This window comes from Salipaludibacillus agaradhaerens (assembly GCF_002019735.1).
In the GTDB taxonomy this organism is placed as follows: domain Bacteria; phylum Bacillota; class Bacilli; order Bacillales; family Salisediminibacteriaceae; genus Salipaludibacillus; species Salipaludibacillus agaradhaerens.
This window is the reverse complement of the sequence record NZ_KV917378.1, coordinates 469902-495951: the sequence shown is the minus strand read 5'-3', so window position 1 is coordinate 495951 and position 26050 is coordinate 469902. Positions and strand designations below refer to the sequence as shown.

General features: G+C 37.7%; 23 protein-coding genes. 1 reads left to right on the top strand and 22 read right to left on the bottom strand.

All coding sequences use genetic code 11. The annotated features are described in order from the left end of the window. Nucleotides 1–11: 11 nt before the first annotated feature. The 21 genes from BK581_RS02360 to BK581_RS02260 all read right to left on the bottom strand — a co-directional run bounded on the left by BK581_RS02360 (nucleotide 12) and on the right by BK581_RS02260 (nucleotide 22569). Nucleotides 12–1790 carry an ABC transporter ATP-binding protein gene (locus tag BK581_RS02360; RefSeq protein ID WP_078576648.1) on the bottom strand — a complete coding sequence of 593 codons (1779 nt, stop codon included), beginning with the start codon at nucleotides 1788–1790 and terminating at the stop codon, nucleotides 12–14. Next, nucleotides 1771–3009: a glycosyltransferase gene (locus BK581_RS02355; RefSeq protein WP_078576647.1), complete on the bottom strand. Its 1239-nt coding sequence runs from the start codon at nucleotides 3007–3009 to the stop codon at nucleotides 1771–1773. Before BK581_RS02355 ends, BK581_RS02360 begins: the two co-directional genes overlap by 20 nt. Nucleotides 3010–3068: 59 nt before the next feature. After that, nucleotides 3069–4256 carry a glycosyltransferase gene (locus BK581_RS02350; protein WP_078576646.1) on the bottom strand — a complete coding sequence of 396 codons (1188 nt, stop codon included), beginning with the start codon at nucleotides 4254–4256 and terminating at the stop codon, nucleotides 3069–3071. Between the two features lie 24 nt (nucleotides 4257–4280). Continuing rightward, a complete protein-coding gene (locus tag BK581_RS02345; RefSeq protein WP_078576645.1) occupies nucleotides 4281–5282 on the bottom strand; it encodes a glycosyltransferase family 2 protein in 1002 nt (333 codons plus the stop codon). Nucleotides 5283–5305: 23 nt separating this feature from the next. Further along, nucleotides 5306–6304: a glycosyltransferase family 2 protein gene (locus BK581_RS02340; RefSeq protein WP_078576644.1), complete on the bottom strand. Its 999-nt coding sequence runs from the start codon at nucleotides 6302–6304 to the stop codon at nucleotides 5306–5308. 12 nt (nucleotides 6305–6316) lie between these two features. Further along, nucleotides 6317–6733, bottom strand: coding sequence for an adenylyltransferase/cytidyltransferase family protein (locus tag BK581_RS02335; protein WP_078576643.1), 417 nt, complete (start codon nucleotides 6731–6733; stop codon nucleotides 6317–6319). Between the two features lie 15 nt (nucleotides 6734–6748). Further along, on the bottom strand, nucleotides 6749–7894 hold the full coding sequence (locus BK581_RS02330) for a CDP-glycerol glycerophosphotransferase family protein (protein ID WP_078576642.1): 1146 nt from the start codon (nucleotides 7892–7894) through the stop codon (nucleotides 6749–6751). Further along, nucleotides 7891–8934: a glycosyltransferase family 2 protein gene (locus BK581_RS02325; protein ID WP_078576641.1), complete on the bottom strand. Its 1044-nt coding sequence runs from the start codon at nucleotides 8932–8934 to the stop codon at nucleotides 7891–7893. Before BK581_RS02325 ends, BK581_RS02330 begins: the two co-directional genes overlap by 4 nt. Before the next feature lie 12 nt (nucleotides 8935–8946). After that, nucleotides 8947–10137, bottom strand: a complete 1191-nt coding sequence (locus tag BK581_RS02320) for a glycosyltransferase (protein ID WP_078576640.1) — start codon at nucleotides 10135–10137, stop codon at nucleotides 8947–8949. Nucleotides 10138–10160: 23 nt separating this feature from the next. After that, on the bottom strand, nucleotides 10161–11255 hold the full coding sequence (locus tag BK581_RS02315) for a glycosyltransferase family 1 protein (protein ID WP_078576639.1): 1095 nt from the start codon (nucleotides 11253–11255) through the stop codon (nucleotides 10161–10163). Between the two features lie 12 nt (nucleotides 11256–11267). After that, nucleotides 11268–12425, bottom strand: a complete 1158-nt coding sequence (locus BK581_RS02310) for an NAD(P)-dependent oxidoreductase (protein WP_078576638.1) — start codon at nucleotides 12423–12425, stop codon at nucleotides 11268–11270. Between the two features lie 19 nt (nucleotides 12426–12444). Beyond that, nucleotides 12445–12795 carry a helix-turn-helix domain-containing protein gene (locus BK581_RS02305; RefSeq protein ID WP_078576637.1) on the bottom strand — a complete coding sequence of 117 codons (351 nt, stop codon included), beginning with the start codon at nucleotides 12793–12795 and terminating at the stop codon, nucleotides 12445–12447. A gap of 25 nt (nucleotides 12796–12820) precedes the next feature. After that, nucleotides 12821–13999, bottom strand: a complete 1179-nt coding sequence (locus BK581_RS02300; protein ID WP_276327413.1) for a DegT/DnrJ/EryC1/StrS family aminotransferase — start codon at nucleotides 13997–13999, stop codon at nucleotides 12821–12823. Next, nucleotides 13980–14636 carry an acetyltransferase gene (locus tag BK581_RS02295; protein WP_078576636.1) on the bottom strand — a complete coding sequence of 219 codons (657 nt, stop codon included), beginning with the start codon at nucleotides 14634–14636 and terminating at the stop codon, nucleotides 13980–13982. The genes BK581_RS02300 and BK581_RS02295 overlap by 20 nt, the downstream gene beginning before the upstream one ends. A 12-nt stretch (nucleotides 14637–14648) precedes the next feature. Then, entirely contained in the window at nucleotides 14649–15740 is a 1092-nt protein-coding gene (locus tag BK581_RS02290) for an EpsG family protein (protein ID WP_078576635.1), read from the bottom strand. After that, nucleotides 15740–16639 carry a glycosyltransferase family 2 protein gene (locus BK581_RS02285; protein WP_078576634.1) on the bottom strand — a complete coding sequence of 300 codons (900 nt, stop codon included), beginning with the start codon at nucleotides 16637–16639 and terminating at the stop codon, nucleotides 15740–15742. Before BK581_RS02285 ends, BK581_RS02290 begins: the two co-directional genes overlap by 1 nt. Then, nucleotides 16605–17753 carry a glycosyltransferase family 1 protein gene (locus BK581_RS02280; protein WP_078576633.1) on the bottom strand — a complete coding sequence of 383 codons (1149 nt, stop codon included), beginning with the start codon at nucleotides 17751–17753 and terminating at the stop codon, nucleotides 16605–16607. Before BK581_RS02280 ends, BK581_RS02285 begins: the two co-directional genes overlap by 35 nt. Then, a complete protein-coding gene (locus BK581_RS02275) occupies nucleotides 17738–18895 on the bottom strand; it encodes a glycosyltransferase family 4 protein (RefSeq protein ID WP_078576632.1) in 1158 nt (385 codons plus the stop codon). The genes BK581_RS02280 and BK581_RS02275 overlap by 16 nt, the downstream gene beginning before the upstream one ends. Before the next feature lie 107 nt (nucleotides 18896–19002). Beyond that, nucleotides 19003–20850 (bottom strand): polysaccharide biosynthesis protein, encoded by a 1848-nt coding sequence (locus BK581_RS02270; RefSeq protein WP_078576631.1) that lies wholly within the window; start codon nucleotides 20848–20850, stop codon nucleotides 19003–19005. A gap of 308 nt (nucleotides 20851–21158) precedes the next feature. Continuing rightward, nucleotides 21159–21869: a CpsD/CapB family tyrosine-protein kinase gene (locus BK581_RS02265; protein ID WP_169837490.1), complete on the bottom strand. Its 711-nt coding sequence runs from the start codon at nucleotides 21867–21869 to the stop codon at nucleotides 21159–21161. Continuing rightward, complete coding sequence (locus BK581_RS02260; RefSeq protein WP_078576629.1) at nucleotides 21862–22569, bottom strand: YveK family protein; 708 nt, start codon at nucleotides 22567–22569, stop codon at nucleotides 21862–21864. The genes BK581_RS02265 and BK581_RS02260 overlap by 8 nt, the downstream gene beginning before the upstream one ends. A gap of 654 nt (nucleotides 22570–23223) precedes the next feature. Here BK581_RS02260 and BK581_RS02255 point away from each other — a divergent pair. After that, nucleotides 23224–24594: an alanine/glycine:cation symporter family protein gene (locus BK581_RS02255; RefSeq protein ID WP_078576628.1), complete on the top strand. Its 1371-nt coding sequence runs from the start codon at nucleotides 23224–23226 to the stop codon at nucleotides 24592–24594. Nucleotides 24595–25071: 477 nt separating this feature from the next. Here BK581_RS02255 and BK581_RS02250 read toward each other — a convergent pair whose 3' ends face one another. Next, entirely contained in the window at nucleotides 25072–26034 is a 963-nt protein-coding gene (locus tag BK581_RS02250; protein ID WP_078576627.1) for a ribose-phosphate diphosphokinase, read from the bottom strand. Nucleotides 26035–26050 lie beyond the last annotated feature (16 nt).

Sequence of the window (26050 nt, the reverse complement as noted above, 5' to 3'; positions counted from 1 at the left end):
ACCTCCGTAGCTTACATGATGGATTTAGAGGTTTTATTATCTATAGAGATTAATCGCCCGTGATTCATTTTAAATACAGTATCACAATTTTCAATCGTTGTAAGACGATGAGCGATAATAATCAAGGTTTTCTCCCCTTTTAATCCATCAATTGCTTTCATAATTTCTTTTTCTGTTTCATTATCAAGTGCAGAAGTGGCTTCATCCATAAATAATATTTCAGGGTTATGATAAAGAGCTCTCGCAATCCCGATTCTTTGACGCTGACCGCCAGAAAGTCTGACACCTTGCTCACCAATTTGTGTGTGAATCGATTCTGGTAATGTTTGAATAAACTCTTTAAGTTGTGCTTGCTCAAGTGCACGCCATGCGGCTTCTTCATCCACTTCTTCGGGATCAATTCCGAAAGCCACATTCCCTAATATGGAGTCATCTGACAAAAAGATAAATTGAGGGATATACCCAATTTTTTGTTGCCAAATACGCCGTTGGTCGATAATACTTTTCCCATCCACAAGGATTTCACCTTTAGTTGGTGGTAGTAATCCTAAAATAACATCTACAATTGACGTTTTGCCTGCTCCAGATTCACCGATAAAGGCAACGGATGATCCGATCGGGATTTGCAGTGACACATCTTTAACAGCATCTTTCTCTTGATCAGGATAACGATAAGAGACTTTATTTAACACAATTTCCTCTTTAAAGTGTCGTCCGCTATTAATGCGATTGTCTCTCTTCATTTCAGCTTCTGTATCGTCAAGTGTGGCGTCACGATTTTCAAAAATATCTTCATACACCACATTGAGTGCCGGCTGACTATATTTTATTTGTGTCACCATAGCAATCACCCGGCTAATCGATGGCATTAATCGAAAGGCTGCCATGGCGAATAATGCCATCGTCGTAATGAGCTCTCCTGTATCTGCTCCTTGATAAATGATGATAAGCATCGTCACCAGTACTGTAGAGACGAGGATCGTTTCAATGAAAAGCCTTGGTGCTTGGTCAAGCATCTTCATAAATCGTCCATTATTCGCTCTAATTTGACTTTGGGTGCGATAAGCATTTATAAAAAAGGACTCTTTCCCTGATACTTTCACGTCTTTACTTGCACCTAAACTTTGATTGACCCATTTAATCATCTTCCCACCGACTACTTGCTGTTCTTTTCCGAGATGATTAATTTTCTTCCGGAAAAGCCTAAAGAAAATGACGATACTCGTTCCGAGCAATGCAGCCGCAGTAAGGGTTGCTAGTGGTGCTGTAATGAGTAATAAAGCTAGAATACATATGATCACTAAAACTTCAGTGAGTAGTTGAAAACCTGACAAAATCATCCCTTGAAAAAGTTTCGGCACTTCATCATTAACGTTCCTTAACAAATCAGCTGAATTTCTCTGAAGATGAAACGTATACGGTTTCGTTAAGTATTCCTTTAATAACCGTGTAGACAGCTTGACTTGCTGGTTTAATATAATGCGATATTGCACATAAAAAAATGCGAGCAAATAAATATTTTTTAATACAAAAACGACTAATAAAAAACCGACAGAAAAAACAATAAAGGTCGATGTAGATTGGAAGCCAAGAAAATCATAGATACCTTTTAATATCGGCTGCTCGTGAATGATAGACGGATCTGTTACCATCGTGACAAAGGGCAGTATCAATCCCACACCAAGCGTTTCAAAAATAGCTGCTACAATCATCATGACTAATAGGATGACTAATTTCTTTTTTTCTCGCTGATTAAATAATTCAAGCATTTTAGAGAGCGTCTGCTTCAACTAAATCCTCTCCTTCGGGGCCAATGCGGCTTTTCTTAGAATAAAATAAACCATCCACTTGTGAATGGTCAGGTTGTTCCTTTTTTAGATTTAGAACGAAAGCATCTCGTAATTGAGGATCAACGATCAATCGCTTAATTCCTTTGTAAAGTGCTTTATGATCTACAGGAACAATAAGGCCTGTTTTTCCGTCTATGATTTGTTCTCTGGCTCCGGTAAAATCTGTCGTAACAATGGGGCGTTCTAAATATCTCGCCTCAGCAAGTGTCATGCAATATCCTTCATGTCTGGAAGGCTGGACATAGATGTCTGCTCGTTTAATAAACGGGAAAGGGTTTTTAATATTGCCAAGTAATATAAACTCTTTTTCTAATCCATAGTCAGCTATTAACTTTTCCAGAGGAGGGCGCCAATTGCCGTCCCCTAAGCAATACCATTTAATTTCAAATCCATCTTCCTTTAATGTCTTCATCGCTTTTACTGCTAAGTCTTGCCCTTTTTCAGTCATGAGTCTGCCGACAGTCACGATCGTTGTCACACCACTTTCACTTTCTAGCATTGTCTCACCATTTGCGGCTAATCGATGCAACGTTTTTTTCGAAATAACATTTCGTTGGACAGTCATTCGCTCTTGTAATTGAGGCAATTTGTCACTTAATTTTGCTTTTGCTTCCTCTGATACAATACATAGCTTCGAATAATGTTGATAGAGCTCTCCAGCAAATCGTGTGTCAAACCCTATTTTCTCAACATCAAAATGAATCCATTGTAGTTTATGAGCTGCCTTCACTTTATGAGCAATATAATAAGAAATAAGTTCCATTGGGCCCGCATATGCGACGGCATAATCATAGTAAGTTGGGTCTTCTCGTTGATTTTTCAACAAGGCATTAAAAAATACATTTTTATTGCCTGATAATTTAACATATAAGTGTCTGAAAATAAATGAAAATGCTTTGAAATACGCTTTTTCCTTTAAGAGAAAAAGAAGTCTTTCTTTAGGTGACTGATTTATAATTGGTTTTATATCTTCAAACCCTTCTAGTATAATTTTATTAATATCGTTCGGTAAATCATCAATGAAGCCTCCCTTTTCTTCTAAAAGAAGAACGGTTATCTCAAAGTCCTTTCGCGGAAGTACTTCTAAAAGGTTTAGCAATGACTTCTCTGTCCCTCCTATGTTCATATTAATGAGCATAAAAAGTATTTTCTTCTTCATTATCAGACGCTCACTTTCATTAAAAACATAAATTTAGTTACTAAGGTGACATGATAAAACTAGGCATGAATAAGGGCGTATACTTTTTCGATCTCTTCTATATTTCCTTTTTTTTCTTGACTTTGGTACTCTTTAATCGCTTCCGTTAATTGTTCGTCTTGAATAAGTGTCATAATGCCCTTAAATATAGCATCACTATCCATATCCACAACTAAGCCATTCTTGCCATCAACCATCTGTGTAAATACAGCATCAAACCGTGTGGTGACAACTGGCGTATTGAGCATACGTGCCTCGGCTAAGGCGATGCCAAACCCTTCAAAACGTGACGTTTGAACGTACAGGTCAGCTTGTTTAATGTACGGATATGGGTTCGCTTTTACACCGAGGAGTATAAAATGCTCCTCTAGTTTGTATTCTTTTATTGCCGCTTCAATTTCTTCTTGTAAAGGGCCTTTACCTAACACATACCATTTAAAATGAATACCGTTCTCTTTTAGTTTCTTACAAGCCTCTAACGCCATATCGTACCCTTTTTGTCTAGCAAGTCTTCCGATCGTTAATAAACGCAAGCCAGTAAATTCATCACTATAGCCTCCGTCTAATTCGGCCATTTGAGAAATCATCTCTGGATTATTAATGTCGTGAATCACCGTCATTTTCTCGCAAATGTCTGGATAATTCTCAAGAAAAATATCCTTTGTCATAGCTGACACCGCCACAATTTTGTTAAATTGGTCATAATGCTTTCTTTGAAAAGTCTTTTCTTTTCCAGTGAGTCGATAACTGACATTAACCCAAGCGTATTTTTGTCTTGCTTTCACTTTATCAGAGACAAAAAATGTCGGAACGCCTTGTGCATAAGCAATTGCTGTATCATACGTGTTAGGAAGTTCTTTAATCGCTCGTGAGGCACTTTCCCAATAGAGTCTTGCTTTCTTAATATTATCATGCTCTCCGCTACGTAATTTCAATGAATACGAGAGTCTAGACCATAAAAAGTGAGGTTGCCGCCACACTGTTTTTAATGAATGAGCTAATGGCTGTGTTGTAAAAATTGTATATGGGAACGGTTCAATTATCGTCACCTCATCTGGTACAAGCGATTGTAACGTTTTTCCATGGGCAAAAAGAACTAAGTCCACATCATATTTCGAATAATCTAACAAACCGAGAAGTGTGACAAGACTTTTTTCTGCCCCTGCACAATCAAGTGAATCTATGACAAATAGCAGCTTTTTTTTCATGTTCTGGTGCCCTCCCTTCGCGAATTACAGTGATGCGGATTTACTAGCTTGCGCTTCTTTCTTAGCTTTTAACTTCTGAAACCGACGTGGATTAAAACGAAAAATAATGAGCATTATTTTTTGCTTTAACCGTATATTTTTATGTCGCAACAAATCAAAAAAAGCATCGTTAAAACTTGCTTTTAACGTTGCTAATTCGTCGTCAATATCTGTCAAAGTGTCTGTTGCATGATGATAATACCATAAGAAGACTTCCATAAATTGATGAACGGACAATGCATGAAGGTCTTTTAGTTGTTTTTCCTTAAAGAAAACCCTTCTATCATTTAAGGCATAAACTCTATCGAATTTTTTCACTGTAAACGGTGACCTTACCCAACTGCCTTGACGCTGTAAATAATAGTAGCCCACTTTATTAACATAGGCTATCGTTTTACAACGATATAATAATTTATGGGCAATAAACTCATCGTCATAATTTTTGCCTTCAACATATTTTAGTTCAGTGAATAATGATTTGCGGTATAATTTGTTCCATGGATAGATAAATGTCAAGGCATCCTTCGTATAAAGTTGCTTTAAAGCTTGCATACTGGAATAAACAACCGTATTGGCAATGGAACCTGAATCATTTAGCTGAGGAACAGGATCATCAGGGTAAACTTCTGCAAAATCGCACACCGCTATATCTGATGAGGTTGCTTCTATCACTTTTAGTAATGAATGATACATATCACGATGGATAAAATCATCCCCATCTACAAAGCCAATATACTTGCCTTTGGCTTCTCTTATCCCACAATTTCTCACAGAGGCAATACCACCATTTGCTTTTTGAATGAGGCGCACTCTGTTATCAACTTGCTCATATTTTTTACATATTTCGATTGAGTCGTCTGTTGATCCGTCATCGATTAACAGAAGCTCAAACTCTTTAAACGATTGATTTAAGATAGAATCTATACATGTTGGCAAATAGTCTGATAAATTATATACGGCCACAATAATACTTATTTTTGGTATCATTCTGCACCATCTTTCTTAACAAATTAAGACGCTTTCCGCAGCGCCTTTTTTACTTGGTAATTCATATTCACTAACGCGATATTAAACCGCAACATTGTTAATAAACATTTGTACTTAATTGATAGACTTTCCACATTCATAACCTGTCTATAGTGTTTTTTCAAGTGAGTTTGTATGGCCCGTAGATAACGCCGTTTCGTAGTACGGTTAGATACTTGATTCAATATATAAAAGATATGATCAGCCGTCCAATAGGCATAACACGAGAGGTAGCTGTCTTTCAGCTCAGGGAATTTTTCATTCATATAAAAGATAATGTCATCCCATCCTCTGAATGAATCCAACCGGTCTTCATGATAAGCTTTATTAAGAATGCTGTCACTCCGTTGCACATAAATATAGCCAATATAGTCTGTAAAGGTAAGACGTTTTGCTTGGCCGATCACTTTATACGTCGTTTGGAGATCTTCATGAATTCTACCAGTCGGAAAGGTCACAGTGGAGAAGAGTTCTTTTTTATACAGCTTATTACATGCAGCAAAGCGATAAAGCTCACCTTTGAAAAGTTCTCTCATAGCCTCTGTCGTATTAAAGTGTTTAATTGAATGCGTTTCTGGCTGTTTAAACACTGGTCTACCGTCTATTTCTTTCCCCATTCCACATACGGCTATCTCACTTTTTGAAGACTCACATAATTGGAATAACGTTTCTAACATGAGCGGATCAATTTTATCATCACCGTCTATAAACGCTAAGTATAAGCCTGAAGCATGCTGGATCCCAGTATTTCTCGCTGCAGATAACCCACCATTTCGTTGATGAATAACCTTGAAACGATCATCTGTCCTAGCAAATTCTTCACATAACTCATCACTTCCGTCGCTAGATCCGTCATTGATAATAAGGACTTCAATATTTTTGAAGGTTTGATCTTTAATACTGTTTAAACAAGGTAAGACAAAATCAGCTACGTTAAAAACCGGGACAATAACTGAAATATCAACACACTTTTCATTCATCATATGGTCACTTCCTTATGTCAGCAGCTTTTCTTTTACAAGGGTAGAAGAAACGCCACCAGTATAAGGAAAATACATAATATTAACCCCAACCGTTTGAAATTTTGCTTCAAGGTCATCGAACAATGGCGTGCCTTTCCAGTCATCTCCTACGAACATAATGTCATATTGGAGTTCTTCCCATGTTTTATATTTATCTCGATGCTCTTGGGCTATGACTTTATCAACATATTGAATCGCGTCGACAATCGCTATTCGTTCATGAAAAGGGATAACAGGTGTCTTATTCTTGTATGATTGAACGAGTTCGTCAGTGCTCACACCTACAATCAAATAATCACAATGTTCTTTGGCACGTTTTAAAATATTTAAATGACCGATGTGGAACAAATCAAAGACGCCAGTAGTATAACCTATTGTTAATGGTTTCAAATTAATCTGCCTCCTTTAGCTACAAATCTGATGTATGCGTTCAACGACTTTCTCTGATGCTTTTCCTTCTTCAAAACTTCCGGTAGCAAGCAAGAATGTTGCTAGTTTTTCTAAGTAGTCTTGTTTATTAAAGCGATCAAATTGCACTAATAGTGCTTCCTCGTTAACGGCTGATGGAAACGGTAAATCACTTAATTGGAAGTAGAGCTTTCTCTCACTTGCTGTGTATTGCTCGATATCTGGTGTGTATAAAAAACACGGGCGCTCTGTAATGGCAAAGTCAAACATTAACGAAGAATAATCTGTTATTAAAATATCCGCACAAGCAAGTAGTTCTTGTGTATCTTCATAAGCTGTTACGTTTCTAACATTTTTTGAGAAGTCAGTATGACGATACATCTCAGTTAAGTGCGGATGAAGTTTTACTAATAACACCCACTCACCACCAAATGCTTGCTTTAATGTAGTAAGTATTCGGTCTACATCAAACTCTAACGGTGTTGTCTTTTGCTTATTACGAAAGGTCGGGGCAAATAAAACCACCTTTTTTTCTGGCGAGAGATTTAACTTTAATTTCACCCGGTTAACTAAATCTAACTGTGGTGATACGAGAATGTCGTTTCTCGGCGTTCCTGACTCAAGAATTTCACCCTCATACCAAAAACTCCGTTTAAAAATTTCAGTGCTCTTTGCACATCCTGATAGCAATAAATTACACATATGAGAATCATGTTTAGCAAGCTCAATATAATTATCAGGTAATGCTTTGCCAGCATCTTTTTCAATTTGCTTTAAACGTAATGAACTGTGCCATGTTTGGATATAGTACTGGTCGTCTTTCTTTTTAAAATGGTTTGGAAGACGATGGTTCGTTATGACCACTTGTGCCGTGGCCAAATGATAAAAATAGCGCAGTGACATGGCTTTTGCCGTTCGAAAAAATGGCTTATTTCGATCTTGCTCCGGCTTATTCAATACCCATACAATCTCAAATTTTTTATGGAGATCATGCTTCAGTAAATACTCTGTTATATATTTCGGATTGCAACTGTACTGCCCACCGTAATAACTCATAAATAATAGCTTGGACTTTTTTACTTTAAAAACCGAAAAGAACGTCATTAGAAAATGCAAGATGGTTCTTTTTATTAACTCTTTCATTCTTTTTGACTCCCTTGCAAACTGATAGATTGCAGCGGCTTATTCACCGGTTTAGTAAATGGCCTAAGCAGTTTTTTTACTCCGAGATTCCCGATATATAATAATGGATGAATGATAAATAGGTGCAAATCTCTTGCTAACTGCTTATCATCTTCTGTAGATGCTTTGAATAATGAGCGATTCTCTAAAATGTGCTGCTTAATTTTATCTTTCTCTCGTTTATGAACAGGATCAGAGTTTAACGAAAATAAGATCCGATAATGTTGAAGTTCGGTTTTCAATAATAATTTGTTTGATTCGTTTAATAGTGAAGGATAATTTTCTTTAATGAACATGTTTCGCTGTTTCAGGCCTTCAATGATATCAAGGTTTCTTATAGAATAATTTTTAACGATGCTATCGGCACGCTGTCGATAATAATAGAGTGGTTCATGACATATGGCATAGTTCGTTACCTGACTCATAACATGATGTGCCCAGTACACATCTTCAAATAACACACCTTTTACGAAAGGCGTCTTTTTAACAAGTTCGGTTTTGTATAACTTTCCCCAAGCAAAGTTTTTGACGATATCATTTTTTACGAGTGCTTCCATTAATTCAGTATTTGATAAAGCAATCGTTTCAGACGATTGATTGTAGTAACGGTTATCGTACAGTAATTGCTCGTCGTAAGCATAATAAAAAGCAGCTTGTGCTGCTTCTGCCTCGTTCTCTATTAAGAGGGTGACTAACGTTTCAACTAACTGAGTACTCACCCAATCATCGCTATCCACAAACATGGTAAAGTCTCCAGATATATGGGGTAGACCAAAATTTCGTGCATCGGACAAACCACCGTTTTCTTTATGATACACATGAACCCGTGAATCTATTTGAGCATATGATTCCGCGATTTCAGCACTTTTATCAGGAGAACCATCATTAACGACGATGATTTCTAGATTAGAGTAGGTTTGATTTAATAGACTATCTAAGCATTGATTAAGGTAACTTTCTACTTTGTAGACGGGAACGATGATACTCACTAAAGGTTGCACGTGCTCTCCCCCTCATAAAACCTTATAAAGTTTTTCTAATTCCTGTACGTTTGAATAATCTGATTGTAAACAAGCTGCTGATAAAGCTTCCCTTAATATCGAATCGGCTTTTAACGTAAGAATGCCCTCAGCAATACCTTCAGCTGACAGTTCACAAATCCACCCATCTTTACCGTGTGATACTTGGCTCGCCGATGTTGGATATGCCGTAATCAGAACAGGCTTTCCTAATATTTGCGCTTCAACAACAGTGACAGCTTTACCTTCATAACGCGAAGGTTGAACATACACATCCGCCGCCTGCATATACGGATAAGGGTTTGTTTTTTTGCCTAACAGTATGACGTGTTCGTGTAAATCATGTTGTGATATTTTATCTCGCAACATGCTTTCGTCTCCTCCGTATCCGACAATATACCAAACGATATCTGTATGACCTTTATCTTTTAGCTGTGCCAAGGCATCAACCGCCATATCAATACCTTTAGCATGAGAAAGACGGGCGACAGTCACTAGTTTAAAACGTTGATCTGCCATCATAAGCTCGGGCTCTTCCATCAGTGCCTGTTGTCTTATGAATGTTGGAGATTGCAAGTTTTCCAAAACCATGACTTTCTGAGCTAAACGAGGGTATTTTGTTAAAAAGGCCTCTTTACAAGCTTCAGACACCGCCATAATATGATCGAACTTATTCCACATAGTTTCGTCAGCTACTTCGTCTGTTTCGACCGTAGAAAAGTCCGTATGAATCCACGCAATCTTTTTCTTAGCCGTCACTTTCTCTGCTACAAAGTAGTGCGGCCAAAGATAACTAATCGCCACATCGTAAGTCTTTTCCACTGATGGCAAATGGTTAAGTGCATATTGCCACATCCGTTGCATTTGAACATATCCAGGCTCAGAGTAATGATTTTTTTTGCCAATAATTTCTGCCACTATTTTCGCTTTTAATCTTGAAATGGCTAACATGAATTGCTTTTCTTGCATAACTGTTTTAATTGATTTTCTAAAACTCGTATATTCTTTAACTTCTGGTAGTAATGCAATATGATCAGGTAGCATCTCCAAGAAATCACCTGCATGGCGGTACAGAAAAACCTCTAATGCGCCATCCTCTAAGTTAAAATGATTTAATAAATGAATTAAACTTCTTTCCACACCGCCTACTTCCATATCAAAGGAGGCGAGCAATATTTTTTTCAATTGAATCCCCCTCCCACTGTCCATTATCTGTAAGTGTTTTGAAGTTTGGTATAGGCATTCTCATAGTTATAGCCTGCTGCTTCAAAAGCGGTTTTAATGGTAGTGGCTTCTGTCTCTCTATGAGTACTTGCTTCAAGAATGCGCGCCACCCATGTATCAATAGAATCTGTTAATGAAAGACGCTCTACCAAACCGAGTTTAATATCTGCTTCTGGCTGAATCGCATCTGAGGTGACACATGGCAATCCTGTCGCTTGCGCTTCTAATAATACGAGTCCTAACCCTTCGAAACGAGATGGAAAAACGAAACAATCCATTGTATACAAGGGTGCTCTTATGTCTTTAAGGAGCCCAGTAAAGATAACGTCATCTTGAATTCCCATATTTTTAGCTTGTCTTTCAATGTCTTCCTTTAAATGACCTTCACCAATGAGTAATAAGCTGACTGAATGGCCTTTACGTTTAATAGCAGCTAAAAGTGTTAACAAAAAATGATGGTTTTTCGCTTCTATAAAGCGTCCAACATGACCTATGACGACATCAGATTTGATTCCCCACTTTTCCTTAAAAACCGCTATGTCATTTTTATCATGTTGCAAGAAATGGTGATAGGGAATGACATTAGGAAAATACGTGTAATTTTTTTGTTTGATCGTTTTTTCTCCAAATAAAAAAGTAGCTGCACGCTCACTGCACGCGTAGAAATCAGTTGAAAACAACTTAATTAACCGTTTCATTGATTTCATATAAAGCCACTTTTTAAAAGAGTGACATGCCTCCTCTGTTGTATGGGCATGAGCGACTCTTACTGGCACACGTGCTAATGCGGCTGCTGTATTCACAATCCCGCAGTGGAACAACGTGTGAGCATGCACAGCAGCATATGGCCCATGTTTTTTAATCGCCTTAGAAAGCTCAGAAATAGAGGAAGGACGTGTTAATTTAATGACGTTTCCACCTAAATGACGAATCTCTTCATCGTAATGACCATCGTCCTGGCTATAAGAGATAAAATCGAACTGCATCTCGTGATGAACTTGCCGGTAAAGGTTCATTAACATCGTTTCTGTACCTGCTCGATTCATTTGACCGGTAACATGCAAAATTTTCTTCTTCACATTAACCCCCGTTTAAGAAAACACCGGACGCGTGTCCTTTATGATGTCATTCCAAGCATTTAATGCAAAACTCCCTGGAATAGAAACATTTGAAAAAGTAAGTGTCTCGCCAGCTTTGACTGGTTTTTCAATAACCGCTTGAGAAAGCAAACCGATCGGTAAGTGATCAGGGTTGTCTTCTATGCTACAAGCTTCTCCTCTAACAACAAAACTTCCAATACCTTGCGAAATCGTTTCTCCAGCAGTCAAATCTCGTTTAGCGACAGCTTTCACACTTACACTTGGATGAGCTGTATTGTTTAATAGAATGCCTTTACCGTCCACAACACGTCTAATCGTTTTAATGATTTCTAGATGACATAAATGAAAAGAAGTTGACAGCGTATAATAAGGACCTTCACCTAACTTTAAGTAAGATAATGCTTCTTTTTGATTACCATCGTGTCGAGCTGTAATGAAAACCCCTGGTGGCCCTTGTCTACATACAACAAAATCGCTAATTGGTTTCCCGTTATGTTCTGTTTTTTCAGCGAGCGATTGCCCGCCTATCTCTATATTTTCTACCGTCTCTCCTGTCAGGCCATCAGCTAAAATGCCTGCATGCAAGCCATTTGCCACTAAAGCTTGTTCAATTTGCACTTTAGTTCCATCAGTAAATGATGTGACCATTGGCAAGCTAATTCCCTTTGCCTTAGACCAATATGTCATATCTTCAAGACTTGGGTTTAAATTCATAAAGCCTTTAATATTTCCGTAAACTAGCGGCTTAAAACCCATTGAGAGCGCATTTTCATGCAGAGCTGCTAAACAACCTGGTTGATCGCCTTCAGCTTCCGTAATAAATCCCCGTTTAGCAAAATAAGATCCTGTTGTCACTTGTAACTCTGAGTTCATCGTGACGACAGGTAAATTCATCTTAAAGGCCTGGTCAATGACCTCAGAACCATGAATCACATCGCCACTGCATTCTACAATTAAGTCTACGTTTTTTAAGAACGTATCTATATCATTCGTTAAAGCTTGCCGCCCTTGAATACCTTCAACAGTCTCAATGGGACGACGTGTTAAAATACTAACTACTTTCATATCATCAGTAGAGGCTAATAACGATATGAGTCCCTTCGCTATAAATCCCGTTCCAGACACGCCAATTTTTACTGAATCAGTCATTGTTTCCTCCTATTAAAATTTACTGAGCAGATTTGGAATGCTTCGTCTGCCATTCAATAAATTCAATTACCTTGTTATATTCCTCTAATTGTTCTTTTGTCACACCTTGCTTTTTAATGCGCATAACAAATTCGACCCAATCTTCTTCGGGTACGTGATCCGTGTCTTGATCCGCTTCAATGCCAAGGAGTGTCATTAAATCTTCACCTAATACCGAAGCTAATTTCTCTAAAACTTTGATAGACGGGTTCTGATTAATATTTCTTTCAATGTTACTTAGATTAGATTTAGAAATGTTAGCACGTTCAGCTAATTCTGTTAACGTAATTCCTTTTCGCTTTCGCAGAGCAATAATGTTATGTCCAATCATTTTCTCAACCTCGTTTTATCAAATTTTATATCATCGCCTCCCGACCAATTGAATGCGTTATACACTCTTTTATGCATTTAATCACACGCTGTTGGTCTTCGGGAGATAAGTTCGATCCAGACGGGAGACAAACACCATTTCCAAATAAATTTTCTGCTACATGATTATCGTTGTCATGTGGGTAATAAGTGGTCCCTTTAAACAACGGTTGAAGATGAAGAGGCTTCCAGACGACTCTCGCCTCAATCATTTGGTCATTTAAATACGTTACGAGCTGTTCAGAAGTGACATCCAACTTCGTCTGATCAAGTAGCATCACCGTTAACCACCTACTTGAAAAAGAACCATGATATTCAGGCATAAAACTGACACCTTTAATTGATGTGAGATCATCGACATAATTTTTGTAAACAGAACGTCTAGCATCTACTTTGCCATTTAAAGACTTCAGTTGAGCACGCCCTATGCCAGCTGATATATTACTCATTCGGTAATTAAATCCCATGACACTGTGTTGATAATGAAGCGCTGGATCTTTAGCTTGAGTGGCTAAGAAACGGGCTCTTTCTAACAATTTCTCTGAGTTAGATACGAGCATCCCACCTCCAGAGGTGGTAATAATTTTATTACCATTAAAAGAAAAAATCCCAAAGTCCCCCATACTTCCAGAATGAATACCGAAGTATGTAGCACCAAGAGATTCTGCTGCATCTTCCACCACCGGCACATCATACAGCTTACATATGCGTAAAATTTCCTGCATCTTTGCTACTTGCCCGTATAAATGGACAACAATCACTGCTTTAGGTAATTGATTTTCAGCTGCTGCTTCCTTTAAAGCGCGCTCTAGTGCTTGAGGAGACATATTCCAAGACTCCGGTTCTGAATCAATAAATACTGGCTCAGCACCTTGATACATAATAGGATTCGCACTTGCTACAAATGTGAAAGTAGAACAAAAAACACGATCTCCTCGACCAACATTAAGCAGTAATAGCGCTAAATGAATCGCTGCTGTACCAGAGCTTAATGCTACCGCCCCTTTTACATCTATATAATCAGCTACCTCTTGCTCAAATGCTGTAATATGTGGCCCCACAGGTGCGACCCAATTCGTATCAAAAGCTTCATTCACCATCACTTTTTCTTGTCCTGTAAGATCAGGTGGAGATAAATAAATTTTCTTAGACGTTGTATTTAACAATTTTCTCACCTGCTTTCGCTTTTACTGTGGCTGGAACGCCAGCTGCTGTTATAAATGATGGCATGGAATGAATGACAGTGGAGCCCGCACCAATGACCGACCATTCACCTACTGTTTTCCCAGGTATAACCGTGGCGTTTGCTCCTAAATGTGCGCCTTCCTTCACTTCTACATTGCCTGTTAACGTAGCATGTGGGGACAAGTGGACATAGTCATTAATAATATTGTCATGCTCAATAATGGCCCCGCTGTTAACGATGACATGGGCCCCCACTGTAGAATCTGCATTGATAACGGCGTGAGGCATGACGACCGTACCTGGACCAACTGTTGCGTGTGGACTAACCTCTGCAGTTGGATGCACAAGTGTGATATAGGCCTCTCTCGGTAGTTTCAGCTGTTTGACTATTTTTTTACGAATAATATTGTCGCCAACTCCAATTAGCCATTTCACGTCTTTAAATTTCAGATGCAAAGGAATAGAAAAAGATAACGGCGCGTAAAAAACACCGTTATCTATCGTCATTCCATCAAATTTATCATCTAAATAGCCGATCACTCGCACGTTTTTACTCCGCTGGGCAATGTCAGTTAGTACTTTACTATGACCGCCGTATCCCACAATGATCAGATTCATGCTCTCAACTCCTCAGTCCTGGAATAAAGGAATGTACTGACTTCTATAATCGATATTTAACGTAATAATATACTCATAAACGAAATAAGCAAGATATAACACAACGATGATATAGTAAATAAATGTTTGATCTTTTTCACTGAATACTTTAACGACCCAAGAAAGTAAAATTAAGTTAAACAACTCAAAATAAATAGCAAAACGGGCAAAAATCCAGTTTTGTGTAGAAATTAGCATGAATACTGTGCACAATAACGATAAGTTAACGAGATAATCACTTTTTGGAAAGAGTTCTCGAAGGCGAGCTCGTCCAAAATAAGCAAGTATAAGAGGTGACGCTGCTACTGCTACCCTAACAATGTTTGCCCCTCCCTCCTGAAACTCTGAATACCCACCATATTGTGTATCTGAGATAGCAGAGAAAAACATTTCTGAGAAATACTCATAGCCGAAGGCCGCAGCTGTACCTACGAAAATAAAAGCGAGAGAACTCCAAGACCATGCTTCTCTTCTTACAACAAAATATACCGGTAATAAAATAAGGGCGCTTTGATGGAACGTAGAAGCTAACAAAACTAAAGCAGCATATTTAAAAAAGTTCCCTTCAAGAAGGAACTTTGTACCTGCAAATATAATGGCTGCGGCCAGATATTGCCTCATGCCGTTCATTGATACTAGAAACATACCAGATGCTATAAACACATATAAACTTAATTCAAATACCCGTGAGTATTTATATAACACACCAACGATTAACGTTAATGTGAAGAAAGACATAATAAAGATCAAAACTTGGCCGTCATCAGTGACGTTTTTTAAGAGCATCTGCAAGACACCAAACCCTTGATCCTTACCTTCCTTAACAATTTCCCATGTAAATTCATTCGTCTCAAAAGCATGGCGGTAAAAATACGTATCGCCAATATTACTTCTAAGTCCTGAGACCGTTACAAGACAAGCTAATGCTAGAAAAGCCAACACAATATTCGGTTGGACCGGAACTCTTCCAGATCTTTGTTCAAAATCTGGAATTGGTTTTGCGAAATACCTTGCAGAAAGTGATAATCCAAAAACCGCTGCTAGATTTAACCATAGTATTCCCATTAATGAGATCCTTTCAATTCTTTTAAAAATTTTAAATTTATATATACATACAAACATACCCCAAATGGCAGAGCCGCAACAGTTAGCCAAGGAGCTGGACTTTCTTTAAAAAACGCTTTATTTTTACTCAATAATGAGCTTGATACGTAGTGAATAGCTTGACGAAATTTAAATGTCGTATTAGCTAATGATAGTGTCATGAGCTGATGTCTATAAAAAGCAAAACCTTTCGGGTTCGTTTTATATTGTCGCAGCATGTTCATAGTAGAACCGTCAGACCTATATTCCACTAGACAAACAACTTGATTCATTAATAATAACGGATACTGTTCATCCAGTTTGTAGTATTTATAAGCAAGTCCAACGTATTTTTCCCCTTCAAAAAGTGGATACGGGAAGTTTTTAGCCACTTCAGTACGGTAAATCAACTTTTTGTCACCTGTTATACCATGCTTATAATAAAGATCGAACAATGTTGATGACGTGATTCCTTTCGGCAGTTCACTGCCGAGGATGTCCCCTTCTTCATTAGCGTTTAAAGCCACAAAACCACTAACCTTATTTGAGCCATAAGCTTTCCAAAATGACAAAATCCTGTCCACAGCCTCTTCATGAAACAAATCATCTGAGTCAAGACAAACATTTAACTCCGTATCAATTGTCTCATAAGCCGTATTGTGAGCACCATGCATCCCTTGATTCGCTTGTTTAACATAGTTAATGTTAAGTTCTTGTTCATCTATCCACTGTTTAACAAGTGTCTCTGTGTTATCAGTTGAGCCATCATCAATAATTAACCATATAAAATGTTTATTTGTCTGCCTTTTTAAACTTTCATAGCATTGATGAAGGCAGTATCCGCGATTATATGTTGGCGTGAAGACCGTCAGTTTTATCATGGCTTACCTCCTTCAACCGCTTAAGATAGAAAGATTGTAAAGCAGTTGCCGTCTCTAAAATGTTAAAGCCTTTCTCAACAACACGCTCATGCTGAGATTGGCGTTTAGGACGATTCCTTTCCAACGCTATAAGGGATTTTACCCATTGCTCACTCTCCCTTAAAGTTAAAAATTGAATTAAGCCAGCCCCTATATCAATTTCATGTGTGACGTGATCTGAAACGAGACAAGGGAGCCCTGACGCTTGTGCTTCAACTAAAGAAACAGGTAAACCTTCATATAATGATGGGAAGACGAAGGCATCACACCCTGTTAACACTTCAGGAATGTCGGATCTTTTTCCTAAAAAGGCGATATGTTCTTCTAGTTTCAAGCGTTCTACAAGAGACATTATATGTTCTTTTAGAGGCCCTTCACCAACAAGAAGCAAGCGTGCATTTGGGATGTGAGTAACCACTTTTAAGAACATATGAATTAAGAAAGTATGGTTCTTCGGCTGACTAAAACGCCCTACATGTCCAAGAACAAAATGCTCTTCTGACAGACCGAATTCTTTTCTAGCATTCATTCTTTTTTCATGACAGTACTCAAAGCTTTCACTATCGATACTATTATTAATTTTTTTAAAGTTGACTGAACGCCCAAATAGCCAGCTACCAGCTGATTGTGAGCATGCCAATCGATCTGTTGCCGCTTTATTAATCTTCTGACCTGTATACCACTTATAAGAACGAATAGCTAAATGGCCTTCACTTGAAGTGCTATGACTATGAGCAATTCTTATAGGTACACCGTGTCGTTTAGCAGTAGACAAAATATGCCCACTCATTTTATCCATATGCGCATGGACAACAGAGTACTGTTTATTTGTCTTAAAGAAATCATTCACAGCTTTTAAGTAGTGAAAATGGCCTACTTCTTTTAATGCTGGCAAGCGGTGCACCCGTCCACCTAAGCTGGCGATTTCCGCATCAAATTCCCCTTCATAAGACGTGAGAAAATCAAATTGTACCGCTGAGCGATCAAGGTGCCGATATAAATTCATAATCAATGTTTCAGCACCGCCTCGATTCATATTCACGACTGCATGCAAAATTCTTACTGGACTGCCCATTCACTGACACCCTCTTCGTCCATATATTTCTTATAAATATGTGTTAACTCCTCTAACACGATGTTTAAACTGTAGGTGGATAGAATAATATCTCTGCCCGCTTTACCTAACCGTTGACGCATCTCTTCATTTTTAGTTAAGAGTATTACCTTTTCGGCGAAAAGCTCTGGCACAGGTTCTTTTAAAATCCATCCATTTTCACCAGATGTTATAAGTTCAGAATGGCCACGATTTTTAGTGGCGATGACTGGCAGACCACACGCCATTGCTTCCATAATGTTAACTGGCAGACCTTCTCGTAAACTTGACCCTACGGCCATATCACAAGCAGGAATGATTTCTTTAATATCATCTCTTAATCCCATAAATGAGATATGATGCTGAACACCTAAACGAGTGGCTAACTCTTCGCAAGGCGTCATATCGCCAGGTCCAGCAAGTAATAGTTTCACTTTTGGAGCACAGCTAGACAAGCTAGCCATCATTCGAATCAGTAGCTGCTGATTTTTATTCCGATTGAACTCCGCAGCATAAACAAGTAAAAAGTCATTTTCATCAAAACCTAATTGTACTTTTTTCTTTTTTTTCACGCGTTCTCCAACAGGTTTAAAGATATGAGTGTCAACACCAACACCATGAACATGCGCTATCTCTTTGGAAGAAAAACGATGAGTTGAAGCTCTTTTATAATCTTCATTGTTAATCGTAATTAACGTATCCGTAAAAAAGCTTAGGACTCTCTCTATCGGATAGTAGAGTAACCAATTTTTCACAGGTGCTCCTTTACAAAAATGAAAGCCATGAGCCGTGTAGATCACTTTTGTGTTGAGATTCACTCTGGCCCATCTTCCAGCAAGTCTTGCTATGACACCACCCATTGGCGTATGACTGTGAATAATTGAATACTGTTCCTTACGAATGATATGCTTCAGTTGTTTATAGGCTTGCAGGTTTTCTTTTTTAAAAGGTGATCGTTGAATCGGAATATCAAACTTTTTGTCAGCATATGCTAACGTCTGCTGTCCCGCTGCTGCTACATGAACTTCCCAGCCTTGTTCCTTAAGCCATTTCATAAAAGGAAGGTGAAATGCCTTAAAATGATAGTCTACTGTGGCGCATAATAATATTTTGTTAGACTGCATAAGGAGCCTCCTTCTATGATGTCATTACACCGTTATTAATATCTATGAGCAGCTAGGAGTAAAGCCATTTTGAATACTAACAGATCATTGCTCCTTTAAATGGCATGCTATTTAGCTGACAGGTGTAATTCTTCATGCGAAGAAACCGGCTCAGCTACATGTTTTGGTCCATTTGTTAATTCAAGTACTTTGGCCCTCAATGCTTTTTTATCCATAAAAGCGTAACTAGATAATAATTTTTCAACCTTATGAATATTTGTGACAGCACATTTTCCAAGGTAAATTTTCGGGAAGATTTGCTCATCATGAATTTCATCTTTATTCAATAGCTCTTCATATAATTTTTCACCTGGTCTAATACCTGTAAATTCAATGCCTATTTCTTCTTCACTGTGGCCACTTAAAGAGATCAAATTTTTGGCTAAATCAACTATTTTAACGGGCTCGCCCATATCCAAGACAAATGTTTCTCCACCTTGAGCAAGACAACTAGCTTGAATAACTAACCTTGATGCTTCTGGTATCGTCATAAAATAACGAACCATATCAGGGTGTGTAACTGTTACTGGGCCGCCCTTTTCAATCTGCTTTTTAAATAGTGGAATAACACTCCCGTTACTTCCCAATACGTTACCGAAGCGTACAACGGTAAAGATAGTCTTACTTTTTTGGTTTAAATCATGAATAACCATTTCAGCTAAACGTTTCGAAGCACCCATCACACTTGTTGGATTGACCGCTTTATCTGTTGAAACCATGACGAATGTTTTAACCCTAGCGTTATGGGCAGCAGTTGCAACATTCAATGATCCAATCGTATTGTTTTTTATCGCTTCTTCCGGATTTCGTTCCATTAAAGGCACGTGTTTATGTGCTGCAGCATGATAAACCACTTCTGGCGCATGGTTATCAAATACAGTTAATAGCTTCTTTTCATCTTGTATATCTGCAATCTCTGTGACAATCTCTGTCATGGAGTGACTCATTATTTCTTTCAATTCCATTTCGATATTATAAATACTGTTTTCCCCATGACCTAGTAAAACTAATTTTTTTGGAGCATGATTAATAATTTGTCGGCATAATTCTGAACCAATTGAACCACCTGCCCCTGTCACAAGAACGTTTTTACCTGTGATGGTATCCCCGATTAACTCGTTATCTAATTCAACTGTTTCTCGTCCTAACAAGTCCTCAACTGAAACATTTTTGAATTGCTTAACGGATACTTTCCCAGTAACTAAATCTTCAATCATTGGTAGAATTTGCGTTTTGACTTTTACCGTTGAGCACAATTGGTAAATCTGCTGGAGCTTATGACGTTTAAGTGACGGAATAGCAATGATGATATTTTCTATTTTCATATTTTCTACGACCTTAGGTATATCTGCCGTTGAACCTGCTACAGGTAATGCATAAATGTCAAGTTTTTGTTTGTTGGCATCATCATCAATAAACGCTACCGGGCGTAAATCAGCACTTTGATTTTGTAAAAGCTGCCGAGCAACCATCGTACCTGCTGATCCAGCGCCCACAATCAATGTTCGTTTTTTAGTAAGATCTATACGTTTGTGATCTTGGTTCCTCATACGCCACCAAAATCTTGCACCACCAATTAATACGACCATCAATAGCCATGTGATAAATAAAATTCTATATTGTATGTGATCAAAAATAAGTAATTGTATAAAGGCATTAAACACGATAGAAAAAGTAAGTGTTTTTAAAATCACTTTAAGTTCACCAACACTTGCATATTCCCATGCTTTTTTGTTCATTTTGTATAAAAATGAAAACATATGATAACTTAAGAGGATTATCGTACACGATAGCCAAAAATTAACATTGAAATAAATTTGTGGCTCATTAATAATGATGAAACTTGAAAAGAATGCTATAAGAATAAATAATGTATCCAGTGCAATAAACAAGCTTGTTCTTTTGTGAATACTCATTAATGATCCCCCTCTCAGTTCTCAATAAAGCACATTTGTTGTCTTTTAAAATGATTTAGCGTGTATCATCATTTAAAGAAAAAATGATTGCTAATATGTATGATTTATTTAAATAAACAAAAAGAAGACGCAGAAACGCCTTCTTTTTGCATCTTAATGGGCATCTAACCCATCCTCACTCCATACCAGTGACGATATACGTCTAAGGTTTATTATAATGAAACCCACAGCATGGCCGAGTACCTCTGTTGATAAAGGAAGAGAGATATTTCCTGTATTCTTAATAACGAACAACAAGGGTAAAAAAATTAGCTTCGTCTAAATAAATTTGCCAACGAATAGCTTTTTTGACTCTTAAATAAATTTAATAATGAATAATTCTTATCATTAAATATAAGACCAATAAGATTGACATTATAACTTTCTAATAACTTTTTAGCTTCATTAATAAGCGAGACATCTGTTTTACTTTTTCTTGTAACAAGAACCGTAGCATCACATTTATTAGTAATAACTCGAGCTACTTGACTTATTAAAACGGCTTGAGTGTCTACTAAAATGTAGTCATATTTCTTTTTAGCTTCATTTAAAACATGATCCATGTCTGCTGATTGCACCAATTCAACTAACTGCTTCGACAAAGGGCCGGCCGCAAGTACATCCAGCCCTTTGTATTCGCTCACATTAATGACATCTCTCAGCTTTTTTTGTCCAATAAGAACATTACTCAGCCCTACTTCTAAAGGAATGTCAAACTGTTTACTAATTTCAGGTTTTGCAAAATTTGCATCTATTAACAATACTTTTTTACCCTCTTGAGCTAACGTTAACGCTAAGTGACTAATAATCGTTGTTTTGCCCTCTTTTTCTTGAGGTGACGTAATTGCAATAGAATGGTAATTCCCTTTAAACGAAGCAAACTCAATATTAGATTTGATTCGGTGAAATTCTTCATTTAACACAGAACCTGTTTTGTTAAAAAATAAAGAGTAATGCTTTTTATTCTTTAAACTAAACAATCGTTTCACCTCTTAAGTCTGTATTACTGCTGTCTGCCGTATTCTGCCTTCTAGTTGTATACGACATTTTCGAGACGCTACCGATGACAGGGAGTTCAGTAGTGCTCTCAAGTTCTCTCTCTGATCTTAACTTATTGTCCACGCCATTTAGCAGCAGCGCTAAACCAACGCCAATAATTGCCCCCAATAATAGACTGAAATAGACAAGATTGTAACCTGGTGTGTAGATAGGTGTTTCACTTTCAGCAAGAGTCGCTTCTGAAAGAACGCCAATGTCTGAGTATCCTAGTCTTTCCTCTACAACATCAGGAAAAATAGAGGCTAATGTGTTCACGATTGAAACAGCATTTTCAGGAGAGCTATCTTGAACACTTATTTGAACAATTTGTGAGCCTTCAATATCTTGAGCTGTAATTTGTTGACCAAGCTGATTAGCTGTTTTTCCTAAATCTAACTCGTTCGACACTTCTTCAAGTACAACTCTTTCTTTAACAAAGACTTTGATGGTGTTCATGTTCGCACGTTCCTCAGATATGATTATTGAAGATGACGCTTCATAAATCGGTACCGAAGGATTTGATAGCGTGTAAAACAGGCCTGCTCCTCCTGTAATCAAAGTCATTAGCACAATTAACCAGACTCGCCTCTTTAGAGCAATGAAAATGTTCTTAATTTGCAGTTCGTTCGTTTTAATGGACATACTTATCCCCTGCCTCTCTCAGTGTGGTTGTGCTTCTTTAAGAACAAAAACATTAAAACCTTGCCTGTTTCCCTAATGATAATTCTTAATAACGAACAAGTCAATAGAAAATGTGAAAAAGTTTGGATAATTCTATTTTATGTATAATGTCCTATCCATTATTTTTATAAGATAGAACCATTTTGCCACTTTAAATCATTAAAATTATAGGTCATTCATTATTCTTTTAACGTTTTGAATAAGATCAAACCATTTGTAGGATAAGCGATATAATTGTAAATTCGCTCTTTTCATCACATTGTCATAAGAATTAAACGCTATTAGATTTATTGTAAAATTGTCTGTCATAACTTTTTCAGAAAAACATATGCCCTTTAATTTTTTTATGATAGAATATTCTTTATATTCAGTATCTGAATGCTCATTACATACTCTTTTCTATAGAACAGAGTTACTTTCCTAAAACGTTTGGTCAGTAGCTTTGTGACATAATAAATGAGCAGAAAAGTTAACCTTATGGTTCTCTTTCAGGCATAGTTAGTAAAGATTAATGTACGAGGTATTAACGAATGCTCCTTATTTTCACGAGACTCTTTGCCATTTATACAGTAGCTTCCTCGTACGGAAAAAACATTTTTTAAAGGAGAGGTGTCAGTGGAAACAGTAGAAAAAATTATTAGTGACGTAAGTGGTTTAGTGTGGGGTTTACCGCTTATTATTTTGCTCGTAGGAACAGGCCTGTACTTAACAGTGCGTCTCACCTTTTTCTCCTTCCAGCAGCTTCCTTATGCCTTATCGTTAGTCTTTAAAAAACGAGATGATGGGGCAGAAGGGGATATTTCTCACTTTCAAGCTCTTATGACCGCTCTAGCAGCCACAGTCGGAACTGGCAATATTGCAGGTGTGGCATCAGCTGTTGCCGTCGGAGGACCAGGGGCTATATTTTGGATGTGGATTACAGCCTTTGTTGGCATGGCCACTAAATACAGTGAAGCTATCTTAGGTGTACACTATCGACAGAAAAATAAAAATGGCGAAATGTCTGGTGGACCTATGTATTACATTGAAAAAGGTCTAAAGATGAAATGGCTTGCCGTTATCTTTGCTGGTTTTGCTGCTGTAGCAGCATTCGGTATCGGTAATATGGTACAGTCTCATGAAGCCGCCGGTGTAGCCTATCAAAACTTTAACATTCCTGTCTGGTTAACTGGTGCATGTTTGGCACTTCTAGTCGGTTTAGTTATTATAGGTGGGATTAAAAGTATTGGTAAAGTTGTGGGTGTTATTGTTCCTGTTATGATTATTTTTTATATTTTTGCCGGACTTATTATTATCATCATGAATATTGCAGATGTCCCTAGCGCTTTCAGCTTAATTTTTACTGACGCATTCACTGGTCAAGCTGTTGCAGGAGGAGCAATTGGAGCGGTCATCCAACAAGGAGTAGCTAGAGGCATATTCTCTAATGAAGCAGGTTTAGGTACTGGAGGAATTGCTGCCGCTGCCGCTAAAACAGACCTTCCAGCAAGACAAGCACTCGTATCCATGACTCAAGTATTTATTGATACGATTATTGTCTGTACGATGACTGGTCTGGCACTTGTCATGAGTCAAATGTATTTAGCAGCCGACGAGTATGATTCTGCTGCCCAGCTTACTTCAGCTGCTTTTGAACAATTCTTGCCTGGCTTCGGTGGTTATGTCGTGGCGATTGCGTTACTCTTTTTCGTCTTTTCTACCATCATTGGCTGGTCTTATTTTGGGGAAAAGTGCTTCACTTATTTATTTGGAGAAAAGGTCTCTCTTCCTTATCGTATAGTTTTTGTTTTGGCATTATTTATCGGTGCAGTTGTATCCCTGGATATTGTGTGGGGATTTGCAGATGTGATGAACGGATTAATGGCCTTCCCTAACTTAGTGGCATTGCTTCTACTCTCAGGTGTCGTGGTTAACGAAACGAAAAAATTTAAGAAAAAGCGACAAGAAGAACAGCAACAAGTAAAAGGTTCACAAGCAAATCTTTAAACGTCTCTACAGGCGAAAACTAGCATTATGTTTCCCTTCTTGTTAACCTACTTCCAATCATCTGTCCATCCATACAGATGATTGGATTTTTTAATTGATATTAAGGAGTCGATTTCAAAATGATGTTTTTAAAGCTACAACACGGATAATATACAGAAGATTTCATTTAGTTAGGAGAACCACCTCTATTTAGGTGGGGTTAACGGACTAATGTCCTGATTGAAGGTTCGTTTTCTATCGTCTAGCAAATGCTTATGACAACGACAGTATAAATTACCACCACTTTAGAACAGCAAAATAATGATGAGTAGGCATGTTGGCTATTAGATTAAAAGGCATGAAGCCATTTTAAAATGGCTTCATGCCTTACATTTACATACCTAGAACGATAACATTATTCTATCAATTTCAAAAGCTTCATAACCATATACAAACGCCTCGTTACACACTGACTCTGTTATGGCTTCAAGTAGCCTCTTACTCTTCATCAAAGAGGGTACTGATAGATTCATTATTATGGACTCGCATAATGCCTTCTGCAAGTAACGGCCCAATTGATAAAGAAATAATTTTATCGTCCTTCTTTCCCTCGGATTGATAAATCGAATTTGTAATAATCACTTCTTTTAAAGGTGATTGTCGGATTCTTTCTACAGCAGGCTCTGATAAGACACCATGAGAACAACAAGCATAAACCTCTTTGGCACCATTTTTCATAAGGGCCAGTGAGCCTGATGTCACCGTTCGTGCCGTATCAATCATATCATCTATGATAATGGCAGTCTTCCCCTCAATGTCACCAATAACATGGACACCTTGAACAGCATTTGGATCTGAACTGCGTTGTTTATCAAGGAAAGCAATGGGGGCATTCAGTCTATCAGCAAGCCCGCGTGCGCGTGCCGTTCCTGCATTTTCAGGTGCAACTACAACGATTTCATCTAATTGTTTATTTATAAAGTAATCAGAAAGAAGAGCCTTCGTCTTGAGTTGATCTACCGGGATGTTAAAAAAGCCTTGGACTTGAGAGGCATGTATATCAACAGATAAAACTCTGGTTGCACCAGCAGCCTCTAGTAAATTTGCAATTAGTTTTGCTGTAATAGGCTCGCGAGCTCTCGCCTTTCTATCTTGTCGCGAGTAACCATAATAGGGTATAACAACATTAATTGTTTTAGCTGATGCCCGTTTTAGAGCATCAATCATAATTAGCAGTTCCATTAAATATTCATTTCCTGGTTCAGAAGTTGATTGAATTAAATACGTATCGAAGCCCCTTATCGTTTCTTCTATACTGATTTGAACTTCTCCATCACTGAACCGTTTGATTGAGCAATCTCCTAATTCAACTCCGATATGATTAGCGATTTCTTCAGCTAAAGGAATATTTGAATTTAATGTAAATAATTTCATTTTTGATAAATCTCTCATTGAGCTCATTCTGCCCCTCCAATCA

Coding starts and splice junctions, on each gene's coding strand:
- BK581_RS02355 (WP_078576647.1), bottom strand. CDS start 3,009: ATGAAGAAGAAAATACTTTTTATGCTCATTAATATGAACATAGGAGGG.
- BK581_RS02350 (WP_078576646.1), bottom strand. CDS start 4,256: ATGAAAAAAAAGCTGCTATTTGTCATAGATTCACTTGATTGTGCAGGG.
- BK581_RS02345 (WP_078576645.1), bottom strand. CDS start 5,282: ATGATACCAAAAATAAGTATTATTGTGGCCGTATATAATTTATCAGAC.
- BK581_RS02340 (WP_078576644.1), bottom strand. CDS start 6,304: ATGATGAATGAAAAGTGTGTTGATATTTCAGTTATTGTCCCGGTTTTT.
- BK581_RS02330 (WP_078576642.1), bottom strand. CDS start 7,894: ATGAAAGAGTTAATAAAAAGAACCATCTTGCATTTTCTAATGACGTTC.
- BK581_RS02310 (WP_078576638.1), bottom strand. CDS start 12,425: ATGACTGATTCAGTAAAAATTGGCGTGTCTGGAACGGGATTTATAGCG.
- BK581_RS02305 (WP_078576637.1), bottom strand. CDS start 12,795: ATGATTGGACATAACATTATTGCTCTGCGAAAGCGAAAAGGAATTACG.
- BK581_RS02295 (WP_078576636.1), bottom strand. CDS start 14,636: ATGAATCTGATCATTGTGGGATACGGCGGTCATAGTAAAGTACTAACT.
- BK581_RS02290 (WP_078576635.1), bottom strand. CDS start 15,740: ATGGGAATACTATGGTTAAATCTAGCAGCGGTTTTTGGATTATCACTT.
- BK581_RS02285 (WP_078576634.1), bottom strand. CDS start 16,639: ATGATAAAACTGACGGTCTTCACGCCAACATATAATCGCGGATACTGC.
- BK581_RS02280 (WP_078576633.1), bottom strand. CDS start 17,753: ATGGGCAGTCCAGTAAGAATTTTGCATGCAGTCGTGAATATGAATCGA.
- BK581_RS02275 (WP_078576632.1), bottom strand. CDS start 18,895: ATGCAGTCTAACAAAATATTATTATGCGCCACAGTAGACTATCATTTT.
- BK581_RS02270 (WP_078576631.1), bottom strand. CDS start 20,850: ATGAGTATTCACAAAAGAACAAGCTTGTTTATTGCACTGGATACATTA.
- BK581_RS02260 (WP_078576629.1), bottom strand. CDS start 22,569: ATGTCCATTAAAACGAACGAACTGCAAATTAAGAACATTTTCATTGCT.
- BK581_RS02250 (WP_078576627.1), bottom strand. CDS start 26,034: ATGAGCTCAATGAGAGATTTATCAAAAATGAAATTATTTACATTAAAT.